The sequence below is a fragment of the Ignavibacteriales bacterium genome (genome assembly GCA_020635255.1).
Classification (GTDB): domain Bacteria; phylum Bacteroidota; class Ignavibacteria; order Tepidaquicellales; family Tepidaquicellaceae; genus JAEYVS01.
In genome coordinates this window covers 293,550-310,243 of sequence record JACKAC010000002.1, presented here as the reverse complement: position 1 = coordinate 310,243, position 16,694 = coordinate 293,550, and the positions used below count along the sequence as shown (strand labels likewise).

Below are 16,694 nucleotides of genomic sequence, written 5' to 3'. Positions count from 1 at the left end.
CCTACTTCAGCAAAACCATCTTCTTTGTTTCCTTCACACCATCCACATCGATAGTATAAAAGTAAGTTCCGCTTGGGAGGCTCACCGCGTTAAAAGTGTACTGATACGACCCCGCTTCAAGTCTTTCGTCCACCAGCGATGCTACCTCCCTCCCGGTAATGTCATATACTATTAGCTTTACCCCTGCCGATTTCGGTATATCAAATTTTATCTTGGTAGATGGGTTAAATGGATTCGGGAAATTCTGCGCAAGATAAAATTTCTCCGGAATACTCTGTGAAATATTCTGTATTGAAACCGTGCTTACACCAAGTATTGTGGCTCCGCTTCCGCCATAAGCACCCATATCATTCCTCAAAGTTCCTCTTGATGGGAAAAGCGCGTTGCCCGGGTTTAATGAATCTTCCAGATCATTATATATAATACTCGTATCTCCCTCATCTATTCCCGCTGAACCTGTTGCAAGATAGTAATTAGTACTATCGAATGTCGGCGCAACGTTAATGTTTCCTTCACCCGTGAAACCACCCTGTACATCACAGTATCTTACACTTACTGATCCGCTTATTTGGTTCGGTCCGGGAGCTGTATTCCCCCAGATAATATTATTCCTCATTATTAGTATTGAGGTATATGACTGGATCCCGGCTGTGCCTGCAGTCGCAGAGTTATTAACTATAGTATTATTCTCGATTACCTTTGAGTTAAGAGAACCACCCGTATTCCATATACCCGATCCTGCTCCGTAAGCATTTGAGCCAAAATTATTCGCGATCACGTTATTTTTTATCAATACTCCGGTATAATTTAGCACAACACCGGCACCGTATTTTCCTGTGTTTCCAATTATAATGTTATTTAATATTTTCGGGTTACCGTCGCCGATCCTGATTCCCCCCCCGCCCGTGCTCACTACACCAACCGTATTTGTAACAAGGTTATCTCTTATGATATTATGCTGAATAGTCGGAGAGGAAAGCTCTATTAAGATGCCGCCCCCTTCTCTATATGTACCTGCACCATGTATGTCTAACCATTTTGTACCGCCCCCGCCGGTCAGTGTAAAGCCCTGCAATATTGCCGAGCTGTCCTGTCCGCCACTTATTATTACACAGCTCGCTGTATCGGCACTTACCGGACTGCTCCCGTTTATGATTGTGCTGGAGATATAGCTCGGATCACGACTTATATAATACCGGCTGGTAATGACAATGTTCTTGTCACGGTAGTTAATGTTTTCCATGTATGTACCGGGTTCAACTAGGATAGTATCACCGTCCACGGAAGCGTTGATTGCCGCTTGTATCGTCGAGTAGTCGTTCGGTACATTGATTATGTTCCCGAACGATACCGACGTAAGCATCAAAAACAAAGGAAAAATGAGAGTAAACTTTTTCATATTAGTTGAAATTAAATATTTTTTTGAATTCATCTCTGTCGAATAAGTCCTTTATCACTATGGCAGCTTCCGTGGAATGATAAAACGGATGATCCCTAAAAAGCTTTTCACACTTATCATCCATAAATTCCTGTAGCTCGGTCCTTTTCTCTTCTGCCATTAAACTTATTGAATAATACTTCTCTTTAAAGAATTTTGTGTTTTTCGGATCTACGTACCCGGAATCGATTAACACTTTCGTTTTCTTCGAACACCGGCAGGGATTTTTCTTATCTACAAGCCCGCACTGATTGGTCATAAAATTATAAAGATCTTTTCTTGCTCTGGAAAGCCGCTGGCGGAAATTATCTTTACTTATCTCCATTATCTCAGCGCCTATAGTGTCCGAAGCACTCAGCACGGAACCTAAAACGAAAATCATCCTCTGCTCCCGGTCTAAACACAATAACATACCAAACATACAACTGATCATTACTTCCTCTACCGTAGCGCGCCTTTCATAAGGAGTAAGATATTCCGGCATATTAGCATCCGGAGCTGTATTAATTAAATATGAGTATTGATCAAAATTGTCAGTGTGGGTTGTCTCACCATAGCTTCTCTTGGTATTAAGTATATGATTTACCACAATCCTGTACGCCCAGGTTCGGAAGCTACTCTCGTACCTGAATTGTGACAATTTTGTCACTATTTTGATAAGGGTCTCCTGTAATACATCTTTTGCGTCCTCTGGGCTATGCAGCATCCTGAGCGCAATATTGTAGATCCAGTCCTGGTGACGTATAATCAGCTGTTCGAGAGATTTTTTATCGCCTTCGATCGCCTGTTTGATAAGATCCTCGTCCGGCGTTTCCGGGAAGTAGCTGTCTGATAGAGGGTTTTGCATAATGATTCTTTTCTTTTATTAGACACAAAAAATCATTGACTGTGACAGAAATTCGGAGGAAAAGTAGTATAAATATATTACGGAAATACTTCAGGTTAAGTTATGGGGTGATAAATCCAGTATTATCAATACTAAATTAACCTTGATATATGAGGAATACTATATACGCGGCATAAAGAATAAGGAAAATTATACCCTCTCCCCTTCGGATAGAATACCTCTTTCCCACAAATATTGATAGTATTAAAATAGCGGTAACGATCACCACAATGCCCAGATCGACAATATTGTGCGCGCTGAAAACAAGAGGATTGATGATCGAGCTTACACCCAGTATCCAAGTTATGTTAAAAATATTCGATCCAACAACATTACCGATCGCGATGTCTGTATTTCGTTTATATGCCGCGACCGCCGATGTTGCGAGCTCAGGGAGCGATGTCCCAATCGCAACAATTGTTAATCCGATAAAAGATTGGCTCATACCCAGACTAGTCGCAATTACTACTGCTCCTTCTACGATCCAATTACCTCCCAATACCAAACCCACCAAACCCAGAAGGACAAAAATAATACTCTTTCCAATCCCCATTTCTTTTATCTCTGTATCGATAGGACTCTCGTTTTCCTCTTTGGAGAGCCTATACGTATAGTAGAGGAATCCCCCAAAGAACAAGATTAGTATTATCCCATCGACCCTGGTTAGCATCGCATGAGGCGCATTATCGATAAAAATATCACCTACCAGAAAGCCTAATACAACTGCTACCACCAGGCTGTACGGGATTTCTTTCCTAACGGTGTTTTTATGAACGGTGAGAGGATAAATAATAGATGAGACGCCAAGTATGAGAAGAATGTTTGCAATGTTACTGCCGAGTATATTTCCTATTGCAATATCCGTATTTCCGCTAAAGCTCGCGATAACGTTCACAACCAGTTCAGGCGCGGATGTGCCAAATGCTACAACCGTCAATCCGATAACAAGATTCGAAATATTAAATTTCTTTGCTAGTGAAGCTGAACCATCCACTAAAACGTCAGCTCCCTTGATCATTATTACAAAACCAATTACAAATAGAAAGTATACCAGCATTCTACTATTTTGCGTAAAATAGTTAATTCTTTAAAGAAATAATATATTAATAGAATTTTAGAATCCAGCTTTTACAAAGGAATAATTTTTATGCTGTTTTAAATTAAGTATATTGTATTTTTGTATAATTAGCAGACGGTGTGTTTTCCGGTAAGCTTATTTAAAATGGCTGAACACTCAGACAGTTCAAAAATAGATCATCATTCTCCTCATAAGAAGAAAACAACATCTTATCTTCTTCTTCTAACACTATCTGCTATTGGAGTTGTATACGGCGACATTGGAACCAGTCCTCTCTATGCATTCAGAGAATGTTTTAATGGCGACCTTTCTATAGAGCTCTCAGTCCCGAATGTTTACGGCATATTGTCGTTAATATTCTGGGCGCTGATAATTATAATCTCATTTAAATACCTTATCATAATCCTCCGTGCAGATAATGACGGCGAGGGAGGCATACTTGCTCTTATGGAGCTGGTTAGGTCAAAATCAAAAGCTGCCGGTCTTATTATGGCGCTCGGGTTATTCGGAGCAGCATTGCTTTATGGTGACGGTGTGATCACTCCGGCTATTTCCGTGCTTAGTGCCGTGGAGGGACTTGGAATTGTTACACATCAGTTTGACCCTTACATAATACCACTAACACTGCTTATACTTTTTGCCTTATTTTCACTTCAAAAAAGAGGAACAGGGGGTGTAGGAAGAATATTCGGACCGGTTACCTTAGTTTGGTTCATTGTTTTGGCTATACTCGGATCTGTCGAAATAGCTCAGGTACCGGAAATTCTGCAAGCAGTTAACCCGGTTTACGCTGTTCAGTTTTTTGCTGAAAACGGCTTTGAAGGATTTGTGATTTTGGGCGTAATATTCCTGGTAGTAACCGGTGGTGAAGCTCTCTATGCAGACATGGGACATTTCGGAAGGTTTCCTATAAGACTGGCATGGTTTACTGTAGCTCTGCCCAGTCTCCTGCTCAATTACTTCGGACAAGGCGCGCTTTTGATCAGCCACCCTGAATTCATAGAGAATCCGTTCTACTATCTTGCCCCTGAATGGGCTTTAATACCAATGGTTATACTGGCTACATGCGCAACTGTTATCGCATCTCAGGCGGTTATATCGGGAGCATTTTCGCTTACATTCCAGGCTTTACAGCTCGGCTACCTTCCCAGAATGAGAGTTTTACATACATCTGAGGAAGAGCGCGGGCAGATATACATTCCAAAGATCAATTGGATGCTGTTTGTCTGTACGGCTTTATTAATTCTGGCATTTAAAACATCCGGTAACCTCGCTGCCGCATATGGTATTGCCGTCACTTCTACAATGGCTATCACCACATTACTTGCGTTCTCAGCTATGCGGAACATTTGGAAATGGAGCTTGTTCATTGCTATACCATTGACAATATTCTTCTTTGTAATAGACATTTCATTCTTTGGCGCAAATATCCTAAAATTCTTCGACGGTGGATGGGTGCCATTGCTGATAGGATTTGTAATTTTCATTATTATGGAAACATGGTTCCATATGCGGAAATATGTCGGTGAAAAGATCAAAGGTGACACTCTTCCTATACAGGAGATTATCCCAGACGTGCTCAGCATTAGGCAGGTTGCGATTCCCGGCACAGGTATATATATGTGGAGCAACCCCCGTGGTATTCCTCCTGCGCTTTTAATCAACCTTAAGCACAATAAGATCCTTCATAAGCAGATAGTTATTCTCACACTCAAATCAGACGTAGTACCGCATGTCAAATTTGAAGATTCATTCCAGATAGAGGAACTGGCAGAAGGATTCCACAGAGTAGTCGTTACTCACGGATTTAAGGATTCGGCGGATGTACCGCGCATTGTCGAACATTTAAGATCCCGCGGAATGAATATTGACATTGAAAAGACATCCTTCTTCCTTGGAAGAGAAACTCTTCTCCTTGAAGGTAAATCCACTTATAAGAACTGGAGAAAGAGATTATTCGTTGCCCTATATTCTAATGCGGAATCCGCTACTAAGTACTTTAATATTCCCGCTGACCAGGTAATGGAGGTCGGCGTCCAATTCCGCCTCTAAAACCCCTCAAAAAGTTTTCCTTATACATTTCTATTTTAATGTAATCGGAGTAATTTCCCTCACATGAAAAATGTAATAGCAATTGTAGGGCGCCCTAATGTCGGCAAATCAACTCTTTTCAATAAAATAATCGGGAAAAGAATTGCAATTGTACACCCGACCAGCGGAGTCACGCGAGATAGGAATTCCGGCGAAGCTGAATGGCTGGGAAAAAAATTCTTCCTGATTGACACCGGAGGGTTTGTACCCGACACGGACGAGAAATTCGAGAAAGCCATCCGTGAACAGATAGGTATTGCGCTCGATGAAGCCGATAAAATATTGTTCGTTGTGGATGCAGCGAACGGGCTCCATCCCATAGACAGAGAAATTGCCAATATGCTCAGAAAATATGACGGGGATAAACCGATCATACTCGCCGCTAATAAAGCCGATAACGATAAACGCGATCTTAACGCTCCCGAATTCTTTTCTCTTGGATTGGGAGAACCAATACCTATTGCTGCAAATACCGGCAGAAATGTCGCCGAACTTCTCGACATACTTACAGAAGACATTCCCTCGACCGAGCCGGAGGAGGAGGACGACCGGATGAAGTTCGCTGTGGTCGGGAAACCCAACGCCGGCAAATCTTCACTGGTAAATGCCCTCCTGAAAGAAGATCGGAACATTGTCACAGATATTCCCGGCACAACGAGAGACTCGATCGATTCAATTTTAAAATACCACGGGGAAGATGTAGTTCTCATCGATACTGCAGGACTCAGAAAAAAGAGTAAAATAAAAAGGAACGAATCTCTTGAGTTTTACTCCACCATGCGCACGTTTAAATCTATTCAGAGGTGTGACGTAGCGATACTCGTTATTGATGCAACAGAAATAATGGAAGCTCTTTCCGATGCCTCCGATATTAAACTCGCGGTTTTCAAACTGGATAAACAGGATGTAAATATCATTGAGGAAGTTCTTTACTATAAAAAAGGCCTTCTCCTTGTAATCAATAAATGGGACCTTGTGGAGAAAGATGAAAAGACTGCCGAGATTATTAGAGATAAAATCAATGATCACCTTAAAACGTATAACTTCCTTAAAATAATTTTCATCTCTGCGCTCACAAAACAACGCATACATAAAGTACTCGAAGAAGCTGTAATCATTTACAACGAACGGAAACGTGAAATTAAGACCAGCGAGCTGAATGAAGAACTGCAAAAAGAGATTAAGAATACACCGCATCCGTCTGCGCGGGGCAAAGAGCTCAAAATAAATTATATCACACAGGTCAAATCCGCTCCTCCGGTATTCGCTTTCTTTTGTAACGAACCTAAAATGGTCAAGGAAAGCTATAAACGATTTCTTGAAAAAAAGCTCAGAAGTAAGTTCGGATTTGAAGGCGTCCCTATAGGAATGATATTTAAAAAGAAAAACTAACATGATCTCCGAAGTCCTTACTGCCACCACATATGGAGTTGATGCCTTTGTTGTAAGAGTTGAAACTCACATCGACAGAGGATTATTTAGCTTTGCTATAGTTGGACTGCCGGACAGCGCCGTAAAAGAATCACGTGAGCGTGTTGCCGCCGCAATCAAAAATTCCGGGTTTCATTTCCCCGTTAAAAAATACACCGTAAATCTATCTCCCGCTGACATAAGAAAAGAAGGTTCGGGGTTCGATCTGCCTATAGCCGTAGGCATACTAAGCGAAACCGGTCAGGTGGATCCGGGAAGCATTGCTGATTACCTATTTATCGGCGAACTCTCTCTCGACGGAAAACTTCGTAAGATACCCGGTGTATTACCCATTACCATCGAAGCTAAAAAGAACGGATTTAAAGGTATTATTCTTCCTGTTGAAAATGCGCAGGAAGCCGGCATTGTCGAGGGCATAGAAGTTTACCCGTTCGAAACACTGAACGAGGTTATACAGTTCATTAACGGTGACATTTCTGTATCGCCTATTAATATAGACGCCAAAAAGCTTTTCGATGATCATCATAAATATCTTGTGGATTTTTCCGATGTAAAAGGACAGGCTGAAGTAAAGCGCGCTATGGAGGTCGCCGCCGCCGGAGCACACAATATAATCATGATCGGTCTCCCCGGCTCAGGAAAATCCATGATAGCGAAACGTCTCCCGACTATACTCCCACCGCTCACGCTTGAGGAAGCGCTCGAAACAACGAAGATTCACTCTATAGCCGGAATGATACCGTCCGATGCATCGATTATTTCGACTAGACCGTTTCGTTCTCCGCACCATACTGCGAGCGACGTCTCACTTGTCGGTGGCGGTCCTAACGCAAAGCCCGGTGAGATATCATTCGCGCATAATGGTGTACTTTTCCTTGACGAGCTCACGGAGTTTAAAAAGAACGTACTCGAAGTCATGCGGCAGCCCCTGGAAGATAGGAACGTTACCATTTCCCGCTCAAAGATCACCGTGCAGTATCCGTGCAATTTTATGTTCGTAGCCGCGATGAATCCCACTCCCGCGGGCACCGCGAAAGAAATGGAGATGTATTCCGAATACGAGATCCAAAAACACCTCGCAAAGATCTCCGGACCTATACTGGATAGAATAGACATCCATGTTCACGTCAATCCCGTGAAATATGAAGAGCTGTCGAGCAAAGCCGAAGGAGAGCCTTCCTCCGTTGTCCGGGAGAGAGTCACTCAGGCAAGAGAGATCCAGAATGCCCGGTACCGCGATCTCAAAGGAATTTATGCGAATGCACATATGAGCTCAAAGGAGATCAAAAATTTCTGCCGTGTCGATGCCGACTGTGAGAATCTTATGAAAATGGCAATAAATAAACTCGGGCTGTCTGCACGTGCCTATGACCGCATCTTAAAAGTAAGCCGTACTATCGCTGACCTCGCCGGTGAAGAGAACATACTTCCGGCTCACATCAGCGAAGCTATTCAATACAGGAGCCTGGACAGAACCAACTGGCTTTCCTAACCTATTAACTAATCAAATCTATTCATTATGGCATGGATATATATACTTATTGCGAGTGTCTTTGAGATATCCTGGGCGATCGGACTCAAATACTCCGACGGTCTTTCAAAGGTTGGTCCCACTATCTTCACCGTGATCACGATGATACTGAGCTTCTACTTCCTCGCTCTCGGTGTGAAAGACATTCCTATCGGCACCGGTTACGCTGTGTGGACGGGCATAGGGGTTGTTGGGACAGTGATCCTGGGAATGATACTATTCGGGGAATCTAAAGAATTGGTGCGGATCTTTTTTATAATGCTTATTATCGGTGGGATAGTTGGACTGAGGCTTACCACTAAGTAAGCCCCAGCCCAATAAACTTATCTTATTTTTTCGATCTCTACTGCATATACCTGCTTCGTACCTGAGCTTTGCAGGAACATTATTATATGCGCGTTGTTATCGTTTATCTGTGAATTCAATGTATAGTTATATGTAAACGATGCCGAACCGCCTGCCGACACATTGACCATTTCACCTGTACCCGGTGTCAGAAGATCCCTCAATACATTATTAAATTCCGTCTCACCGTTTGGAGCGTTATACATTAGCTCGTCTTCCGTTACAGCCACATGCATCACTAGGTCACCCACCTGCGTACCCGTTATCTGGTTCACAGTCACGTTAAATGTTCCCTGCCTGTTGCTGGTGTTATAACTGTTATTGTAGGTAAAAGCATATGATGTCAGAGTTCCAAAGTTGTTATTGATCAAAGATGTCCATGCACTCGAGCTGTAATTACCCATAAATGTTCCATCCAGGAACGCATACGGATTAAAAATTCCACCGTTGTAATAGCTTTGTCTCGCATCATTAGCCGATGTATTGAACAAATAGAATGGGTCGTTCGGGTAAAGCGTTGAGTGATACCTTATCATTACTACGTCCGCATCATTATTTGTAATTCCTTCGAGGTTCTGTATCTTGTCCAGGTATGTGTTAGCCTGTACGCATGGAATACAGCTTGTATTGGTGAACATCTCCACCAGCACTTTATTATTAGCCGATACCGATGCTACCTGCACGGAGAAGTTGTTCGAGCTTGTCCATGAGGTCGTATCTGCAGTCCTGATACCTCTCACTCTCCAGTAATATGTCGTATTATCAGCAAGCCTTCCGCTGTCGAGGTCTACCCGTGAAGCTGTGAATCCCGTACTGTCTATCGCGAGGTTTGTAAAATTCACGTCCGTCGCTACCTGGAGTCCGTATGCAATTGCATTAGGCAGGTCTGTCCAGTCGAATGTCGCGCCCGTAGTATTAATGGTCGAATTATTCGATGGCAGTAAAAGCGTCAGCGGTGGAGTAGTATTAGCCGTTGGATATACAGTGCTGTCGTTACTCTCGCAGGAATAGAAGACCGTGCTTCCTGCCATTAGTATCAGAATAATTATTAATGATCTTAGCTTTTTCATAATAATGATCCTATAAAATTTTAAAACTGTGATTGAATTGCGAGCCTGAATCCTTCAAACGGATTTACGAATCGGCAGATCCCGTTGGTACATCTGAGTCCGCCTCTTTCCTTTCCATAAGAAACAGTAATTATGTTTGATTGGTTCAGCTTATATAATGCCTCTGCAAGAAGCCATGACTGTGTATCTGTCGGCTCCTCTTCATCATTTGTAAATTCAGCATTTAAGGCGATACTAAATTCCGGCGACCTCGTTAGGTTCAATGATACAAATTGATTCATATACCCTTTTTGATCGATCCTTATCGAATTATTTACCCATTGCTGTTCTACAATTAATTTAAGCGTGTACTTATTATTAAAAGAATATCTTATCTCACTCGGAATCGTCGTAGCCTGGATCGTTTCACTGCTTAAAGGATTCTGCTGATTATATGTCGTCTCGCTCTGCCTTGCGTATGCCAGCTTCAGGTAAAGCTTATCTGATGCGTAATACTCACCCTCTGCATATACTTCCCAGAATGGTGAAAACGATGCATCGAGATCGGGAATATAATCGAAGTCTCTGTCCACTCTCACGTAAACTGTCGTTCCGGAAGTATCGACATTGTTATACATATAGTGACGTGATGCAATGCTTCCGTTGAAAATAAATGTAAGCTTATCATTTGCTGCGTAAAGTATATCTAGTTGTCCGCCGACCTCATCATTAAAGTTCGTTACGTGAGGATTTCTTGAAACCAGCGTGGAGGTATGCTCCCTCTGAGCGGTTGGAGGATTCTGGAACGGCAGCATCTTAGTCGGTCTGTCCGGGCTTTGGTTGTCCGGGTTGGTCACGTCGAACCTGTAATTCTTATATTCTGCTGTTATGCCGACGTTGCCTCTTGTGTATGAAATAGATGAATAAAGCCCGTCACCTTCTGCAGATATTTCCTGAGGGTAAATTGCATTTGGGGTTGTGTTAACGTGCTTCCTTGCGTACGATGTATAAAATTGAAAATCCGGAATGTTGAAATCGAAATTCAGTTCCGGCAGGTATGCCTGTATGTCGGTTGTATCTGTTCCCGTCGGCAGTCTTCCCTCTGAATATATATAGCTTCCGCCAATTGTAATCATTTTTAGAGGCGAAATGTCGAAGTTCACATTCCTTATCTTATAATCCTCTATCCTGTCCGGATTAAGATAATCGCTGTATGTGAGGTCTCCGCCGATGATCTGCCCGCGGAATCTCACAGGGTTCTTCTTTTCCCCAAACTTGTTCTCATAGGTCACCCTTACACCGTCTATTCCCGTATCATAACCTAGAGCTCTGTCCTCGAATACATTCAGCGTCATACCTCTAGAAAATATATCCCAGAAGTCTCCCGCTCTCAGCGAAACACCGAAATCCCTGTTATTGTATTCAACGAATCTCTTACGGATGCCTTTAAAGTCGAGACCGTATTCGATCGGGTCGCTTACTTCCAGCCTCGCACCGAAAACAAAATCGTTTATATTGATCCTCGCGTCTGCCAGATTTTCGAAGTATTCCTTTCTTACTTTCTGAGAACCCTGGTATTCTGACCCGCTACCATATCTCAAAAGATTTTTAAGAGAAGCGTCGACGTTCAGATTTATCTGGGAATATGAGGAGTTGCACAGTGAAAAGAAAATAATAACGAGTGAAGTTAGTAATGTTTTTTTCATTTACCCTCTTTAAAATATAAAAGGTTCGCCCTCCTTAAAAGAGCGAACCCTAAAAGGTTTATTTATCCATTGATTCTGAATTACCGGATGGCAGGAGCTCTACGACCTCTTTCTCTATCTTTTCCTCGTCGCCGGGCAAAAATCCGACGTGCTTTGAAGAGATCTTTTTATCCGTTCCTATAAGGAGTGAATACGGTAAGCCTTCGCCCAGGTATGCCTCAAAGATCTTTTCATCCGTATCGAGCACTACAGGGAATGTGTATCCCTTTGATGAAATATATGTCTTGACCTTCGATAGCGATTTTTGTGAATCTGTATTTACTGCAAGGTAAGTAAATCCTTTGTCTTTATACTTATTGTATATGTCCTGTAGATATTTCATTTCCTCTTTACACGGACTGCACCATGTTGCCCAGAAACTCAAAAATACCGGTCCTTTTGCAACAAGTTCATCCAGCGATACATCATTTCCGTCAAGATCCTGAAGTGTAAAATTATAATATGACTGAGATTTTGCGCTGTTTACGAAGAAGAAACTGAGGATAATTGCTAAAAAAGCTAACTTTTTCATCTTATATCGGGTTTAGTTAATGTTCTTTACTGCTTATTTTAATAATAGTATAACTACCGAAGTTACAAGTAAGTTCAATAATGCTAGTGGAAGCATTACCTTCCAACCCAGGTCCATAAGCTGGTCATATCTGAATCGCGGTATTGACCACCTTACCCATACAAAGAAAAATACCAGTGCGACAACTTTCACGCAGAATGTCAGCACCTGTAAAAGGCTGACAACCAGCGCCGGCAATCCGAAATCCTGCAGATATGGAAATTGCCATCCGCCGAGATATAGTGTTGATATCAATGCGGATGAAACTATAACTGCCGCGTACTCCGCGAGAAAGAACATTGCGAACTTCATGCTGGAATATTCCGTGTGGTAACCGCCGACAAGCTCCTGCTCCGCTTCAGGCAGATCGAATGGAGCTCTGTTAGTCTCGGCAAAAGCCGCAACAAGGAATATTATAAATCCAACCGGCTGTAATATTATGTTCCATTTCCAGCCGTACTGGTTTTGTACTATTGTATCGAGTTCGAGTGTTCCATTGATAATTATTATACCAAGCACTGCAAGACCCATCGACAGCTCGTAACTGATCATCTGTGCTGATGACCTTAGTCCCCCGAGAAGTGAGTACTTACTGTTTGAGGACCATCCGCTGAGTGTAATACCATAAACTCCTAACGAAAGCATTGCGAGTATGTATAATATCCCGATGTTTACATCTGCTATCTGGAGTTTGATCGTCTTTCCGAAAAGATCTATCGTGTCTCCGAACGGGATAACCGCAATGGTCGACAATGAAACAACAATTGAAATTCCCGGCGCGAGCGCGTGGATGAATCTGTTAGCGTTCGTCGGTACTATATCTTCTTTTAATAAAAGCTTTATCACGTCAACAAGAGGTTGGAGAAGTCCTTCCGGTCCTACCCTGTTCGGACCGTATCTGTTTTGAATGAATCCGGATACGCGCCTTTCCATGTAAACTGTGTAGGCGACACCTCCTAAAAGGACACCATGAACTACGGCTATTTTCGCGAGAAGTATTAGAAAGTTGACGAGATTTTCGGGCATTAAGATATTATTTTATGAAGCCTTAATTTTCAAAAAATTTTTAAAAAATGAAATACAAACAATAATGCAAATATACCTTATTTTGCCTCGGAAAGCTTGTTTTTGAGGTAATTTATTGCTTCCACGGGCGTTGGATCTACTCCGTTCAGTATAGCCAGGTAAAAGCTCATCCAGTCTCCCAGGTATGTCAGCTCGAATATTCTCTCCAGTTTCGTTTCCGCATCGGACTCTACGGCGATTATCGAGCTGCATTTCTCTTTATATATGTCGGTTGTGATCTTCATTCTCAGCTTTACCCTATCATTGTCATCCCTGTCGCAGAGCAATATAACAACGATACGGCTTAGAATCTCTTCATTCAGATTCCATCCCACCAGCTCATTGTGGTTCATCTCAGGAACGAAATTTCCGTACGCAAGCACCTCTGCGTTCTCCGATATCTGTCCCTGCCATCTCAGGTTTACGGCATCCAGCACGTCCGATGATGAATAAATAACGGGAAGGTGACTCTTTACTTCCTCCGCTATCATTATCGGGTGATTATGTTCCGATGAAAAATACGAATAGCTGTGTGAAAGATTCTGTAAATGCTTTATCGTTGCTGTTATCTCTGAAGATTTATCCGGTATTAGTCCTAATTTCATTAGTGCGATCAAAAGCGAAAAGAATGAATATCCCAGCGCGCACCTCGGTTGAAGTCCGCCTGGTATCTTTAGCACGTCGATGTTGTTGTCGTTTGCAATCCTTTCTACTTCACCTCCCGATGTTATGCATAATATCCTGCAATTCCTCTCACGCGCTTCTTTGAAAGCGCTCAATGTCTCTTCCGTGTTTCCGGAGTAACTTGATATGACCGCTAGCGTATTCTCATCGGCGAATCCCGGTAGATTATAATTCCTGTTCACAACCATCGGGACTTTCATATCGTATGCCGCATAGCTTCTCACAAAATCACCGCCAATAGCCGAACCGCCCAGCCCGTTCACTACTACGTTCTGTATTCCTTCCGTATTCAGATGCTTAAACTCGAATGCGGTTGCTATGCTGACTGCTTCCTCCACCTGTTGAGGGAAGTCCTTCAGCACATCGAACATGTTCGATTTATCGTACGCGCGTATTTTATCTATGTCCATTCCGGGTGCAGTTTTGTAAACTCTAAAATACTCCATAAATAAATGAGATTAAAGGTATTAGGCGGGTTATTCCGATGACGGTCGCGCAAATCTCACTCCCACATTCTCCTCGTAAAACGCTGTTATCTTATCCCTGACTTCCTTTTCTGTATTGTATTTCAGTATTTCACCGGCGAGATCTTTTACGTCATCGTATGTTAGACAGCGGATTATACTCTTAATTTCCGGGAATACCGACGGCACCACGCTCAGCTCATCCGCGCCAAGACCTATCAGCAGTACAGCTGCTATTGGATTCGATGCCATTTCCCCGCATATGCTCACAGGTATCTCGTTCCTGTGTCCCGTGTCTATTATCTTCTTTATCGTCCTTACCACTGCCGGATGGAACTGCTGGAACATGTCCGCTATAAGCTCATTTCCCCTGTCCACTGCGAGTAGATACTGTATGAGATCGTTCGTCCCTATACTGAAAAAATCCACTTCCTTTGCCAGCTCCTCCGCAATAAAATACGTCGACGGCACCTCTACCATTATCCCGACCGGGATGTTCTTATCATATGCCACTCCCTGCCCATCGAGCTCCGCTTTAACTTCCTCTAATATCTCCTTCGCGCGCCTCACCTCGTCCAGCGACGATATCATCGGAAACATTATCTTGAGATTCCTCTGCCGTGACGCGATCAGCATCGCCCGCAGCTGCTCCTTAAACACCACCACCCGGTCTAAACATATGCGTATACCCCGCCACCCTAGGAATGGATTCGCTTCCTTTTGCGAGCTGGGGAGAAGTTTATCTCCGCCGATGTCATACGTTCTGATTGTTACCGTGTTTGGATACGTTACGTTAGCTATATGAGAGTATTCTTCTATCTGGTATTTCTCCGAAGGAAAATCTCCCGCCTCCAAAAATAAATGCTCCGTCCTGTACAGCCCGATACTGCAATGCCCGAACTTCGTAACGAAATCTATTTCTTCATCGAATTCTATATTCGCGGAAAGCTCTATGTGTTTCTTATCCTTCGTCTCACACGGAAAATCAAACACCTCATACAGCTTCTTCTCGTACTCCTTTATCTCCTCAAGCTTGGCTTTATACTTCTCTATTGTCTCATCAGTCGGTCCGGTAATGAACAAACCGCTGAACCCGTCGACGATGACCAGCTCACCCGTCAGCACTCTATACGAAGCCACCTTCGTTCCAACAACCGCCGGCACCCTTAGCGCCCTCGCAATAAGAGCCGCGTGTCCTGTCACCCCGCCAATGTCCGTCACATACCCCTGCACCTTTCTTCTGCTGAAAAGTATCGTATCTGCCGGTGTAAGCTCATGCGCCACTATTATAGAGTTCTCTTCAACCTTCGAAACGAGCTTACCGCGCTTCATGTTGCGAATAACTCGGTTGCGTACGTCATTTATATCTGTGACACGGTCGCGCATATAGTCATCATCCGAATTCGACAGTGCATTCGTTAACTTCCCTATCTCCTTGCTGAATATATATCCCGCCGTCCGTCTTCCTTCCTTTATCTTTTCCTTCACCATGTTGATAAAGAAGTCATCATTGAGTATCTCCATCTGTGCATCGAATATCCGGCTGGTCTCATCCCCGATCCTCTCCCTCGATAATTCATATATCTTGTTCAGTTCCTTAAGCGATATGCGTATGGATTCGTCGAAATCTTCTAGCTCTTGAGCAATTTCTTCTTCGTCCAGCTGAGCATCATCTATCACGATCTGGTTTTTTGCATAGTGGTACGCCTTGCTTATCGAAATACCGGGAGATGCGGCAATGCCCTTATATATTACTTCTTCTGCCAAATTTATTGATTTTAATGGAAAATAAGGTTTTGCGTAGAGAAATGTAAGGAGATTAGAAATGTCCAAACCGTGATTAATTGATTAGTAGATTACCTCGATTTGGACAGTAATTTGTTATTGTGCACTCTTTTAAATTCGAGACTTCTTGCACCAAAATTAATAAGAAGTCCGATTTCCATTTTATAAGCTTCAAGATAATTCATTGCCTGAGCAAGATGAACATCTTGAAGCTCAATAACTGCTTTTAATTCAACCATAATTTTGTCTTCCACAAAAAAATCCACTCGGCGAGTACCAATCTGCATCTCTCTGTAGAATACCGGCATTTCCAATTCTCTCACAAAATTAAGGCCTTCATAACCCATTTCGATTTCTAATGCCCGCTGGTATATAACTTCCTGAAACCCATTTCCCAGATCCGAATGAACGGTCATCGCGGATTTGATGATTTTACTTGTGATATCCTCGTATAGCATAACTCAAAAGATTAAATGATTGAGTACACCTTAATCCTTTCATCATGGTTTATTTTTTAATCATGGCCATCTT

The 16,694-nt window shown here is 42.7% G+C and carries 14 protein-coding genes; 4 read left to right on the top strand and 10 right to left on the bottom strand.

The genetic code is table 11. The features are described from left to right. Position 1: 1 nt before the first annotated feature. From H6614_09245 to H6614_09235, 3 genes are all read right to left on the bottom strand, one after another. Positions 2-1,399: a T9SS type A sorting domain-containing protein gene (locus H6614_09245; GenBank protein ID MCB9243847.1), complete on the bottom strand. Its 1,398-nt coding sequence runs from the start codon at positions 1,397-1,399 to the stop codon at positions 2-4. A 1-nt stretch (position 1,400) separates the two neighbouring features. Then, positions 1,401-2,285 (bottom strand): RNA polymerase sigma factor, encoded by an 885-nt coding sequence (locus tag H6614_09240; protein MCB9243846.1) that lies wholly within the window; start codon positions 2,283-2,285, stop codon positions 1,401-1,403. A 136-nt stretch (positions 2,286-2,421) separates the two neighbouring features. Continuing rightward, the gene (locus H6614_09235; protein MCB9243845.1) at positions 2,422-3,381 is read right to left on the bottom strand and encodes a calcium/sodium antiporter; all 960 of its coding nucleotides are present in this window, start codon (positions 3,379-3,381) and stop codon (positions 2,422-2,424) included. A 165-nt stretch (positions 3,382-3,546) separates the two neighbouring features. Here H6614_09235 and H6614_09230 point away from each other — a divergent pair, with 165 nt between their 5' ends. The 4 genes from H6614_09230 (at position 3,547) to H6614_09215 (ending at position 8,761) form a co-directional block, all read left to right on the top strand. Further along, positions 3,547-5,454, top strand: a complete 1,908-nt coding sequence (locus H6614_09230; protein MCB9243844.1) for a potassium transporter Kup — start codon at positions 3,547-3,549, stop codon at positions 5,452-5,454. Positions 5,455-5,517: 63 nt separating this feature from the next. After that, complete coding sequence (gene der, locus H6614_09225; GenBank protein ID MCB9243843.1) at positions 5,518-6,885, top strand: ribosome biogenesis GTPase Der; 1,368 nt, start codon at positions 5,518-5,520, stop codon at positions 6,883-6,885. Position 6,886: 1 nt separating this feature from the next. Continuing rightward, positions 6,887-8,416, top strand: coding sequence for a YifB family Mg chelatase-like AAA ATPase (locus H6614_09220; GenBank protein ID MCB9243842.1), 1,530 nt, complete (start codon positions 6,887-6,889; stop codon positions 8,414-8,416). A gap of 27 nt (positions 8,417-8,443) precedes the next feature. Next, positions 8,444-8,761, top strand: a complete 318-nt coding sequence (locus tag H6614_09215) for a multidrug efflux SMR transporter (GenBank protein MCB9243841.1) — start codon at positions 8,444-8,446, stop codon at positions 8,759-8,761. A 17-nt stretch (positions 8,762-8,778) separates the two neighbouring features. On the opposite strand, the gene H6614_09210 is transcribed toward H6614_09215, so the two are convergent. From H6614_09210 to H6614_09180, 7 genes are all read right to left on the bottom strand, one after another. Then, complete coding sequence (locus tag H6614_09210; GenBank protein ID MCB9243840.1) at positions 8,779-9,870, bottom strand: Omp28-related outer membrane protein; 1,092 nt, start codon at positions 9,868-9,870, stop codon at positions 8,779-8,781. Between the two features lie 20 nt (positions 9,871-9,890). Then, complete coding sequence (locus tag H6614_09205) at positions 9,891-11,555, bottom strand: hypothetical protein (GenBank protein ID MCB9243839.1); 1,665 nt, start codon at positions 11,553-11,555, stop codon at positions 9,891-9,893. 58 nt (positions 11,556-11,613) lie between these two features. Next, a complete protein-coding gene (locus H6614_09200; protein ID MCB9243838.1) occupies positions 11,614-12,126 on the bottom strand; it encodes a TlpA family protein disulfide reductase in 513 nt (170 codons plus the stop codon). Positions 12,127-12,159: 33 nt separating this feature from the next. Continuing rightward, the gene (gene nuoH / locus H6614_09195) at positions 12,160-13,191 is read right to left on the bottom strand and encodes an NADH-quinone oxidoreductase subunit NuoH (GenBank protein MCB9243837.1); all 1,032 of its coding nucleotides are present in this window, start codon (positions 13,189-13,191) and stop codon (positions 12,160-12,162) included. Positions 13,192-13,268: 77 nt separating this feature from the next. Further along, the gene (locus H6614_09190) at positions 13,269-14,324 is read right to left on the bottom strand and encodes a bifunctional phosphoglucose/phosphomannose isomerase (GenBank protein MCB9243836.1); all 1,056 of its coding nucleotides are present in this window, start codon (positions 14,322-14,324) and stop codon (positions 13,269-13,271) included. Between the two features lie 66 nt (positions 14,325-14,390). Beyond that, the gene (gene ptsP, locus H6614_09185; protein ID MCB9243835.1) at positions 14,391-16,145 is read right to left on the bottom strand and encodes a phosphoenolpyruvate--protein phosphotransferase; all 1,755 of its coding nucleotides are present in this window, start codon (positions 16,143-16,145) and stop codon (positions 14,391-14,393) included. Positions 16,146-16,234: 89 nt separating this feature from the next. Next, a complete protein-coding gene (locus H6614_09180) occupies positions 16,235-16,621 on the bottom strand; it encodes a GxxExxY protein (GenBank protein MCB9243834.1) in 387 nt (128 codons plus the stop codon). Between the last annotated feature and the right edge of the window lie 73 nt (positions 16,622-16,694).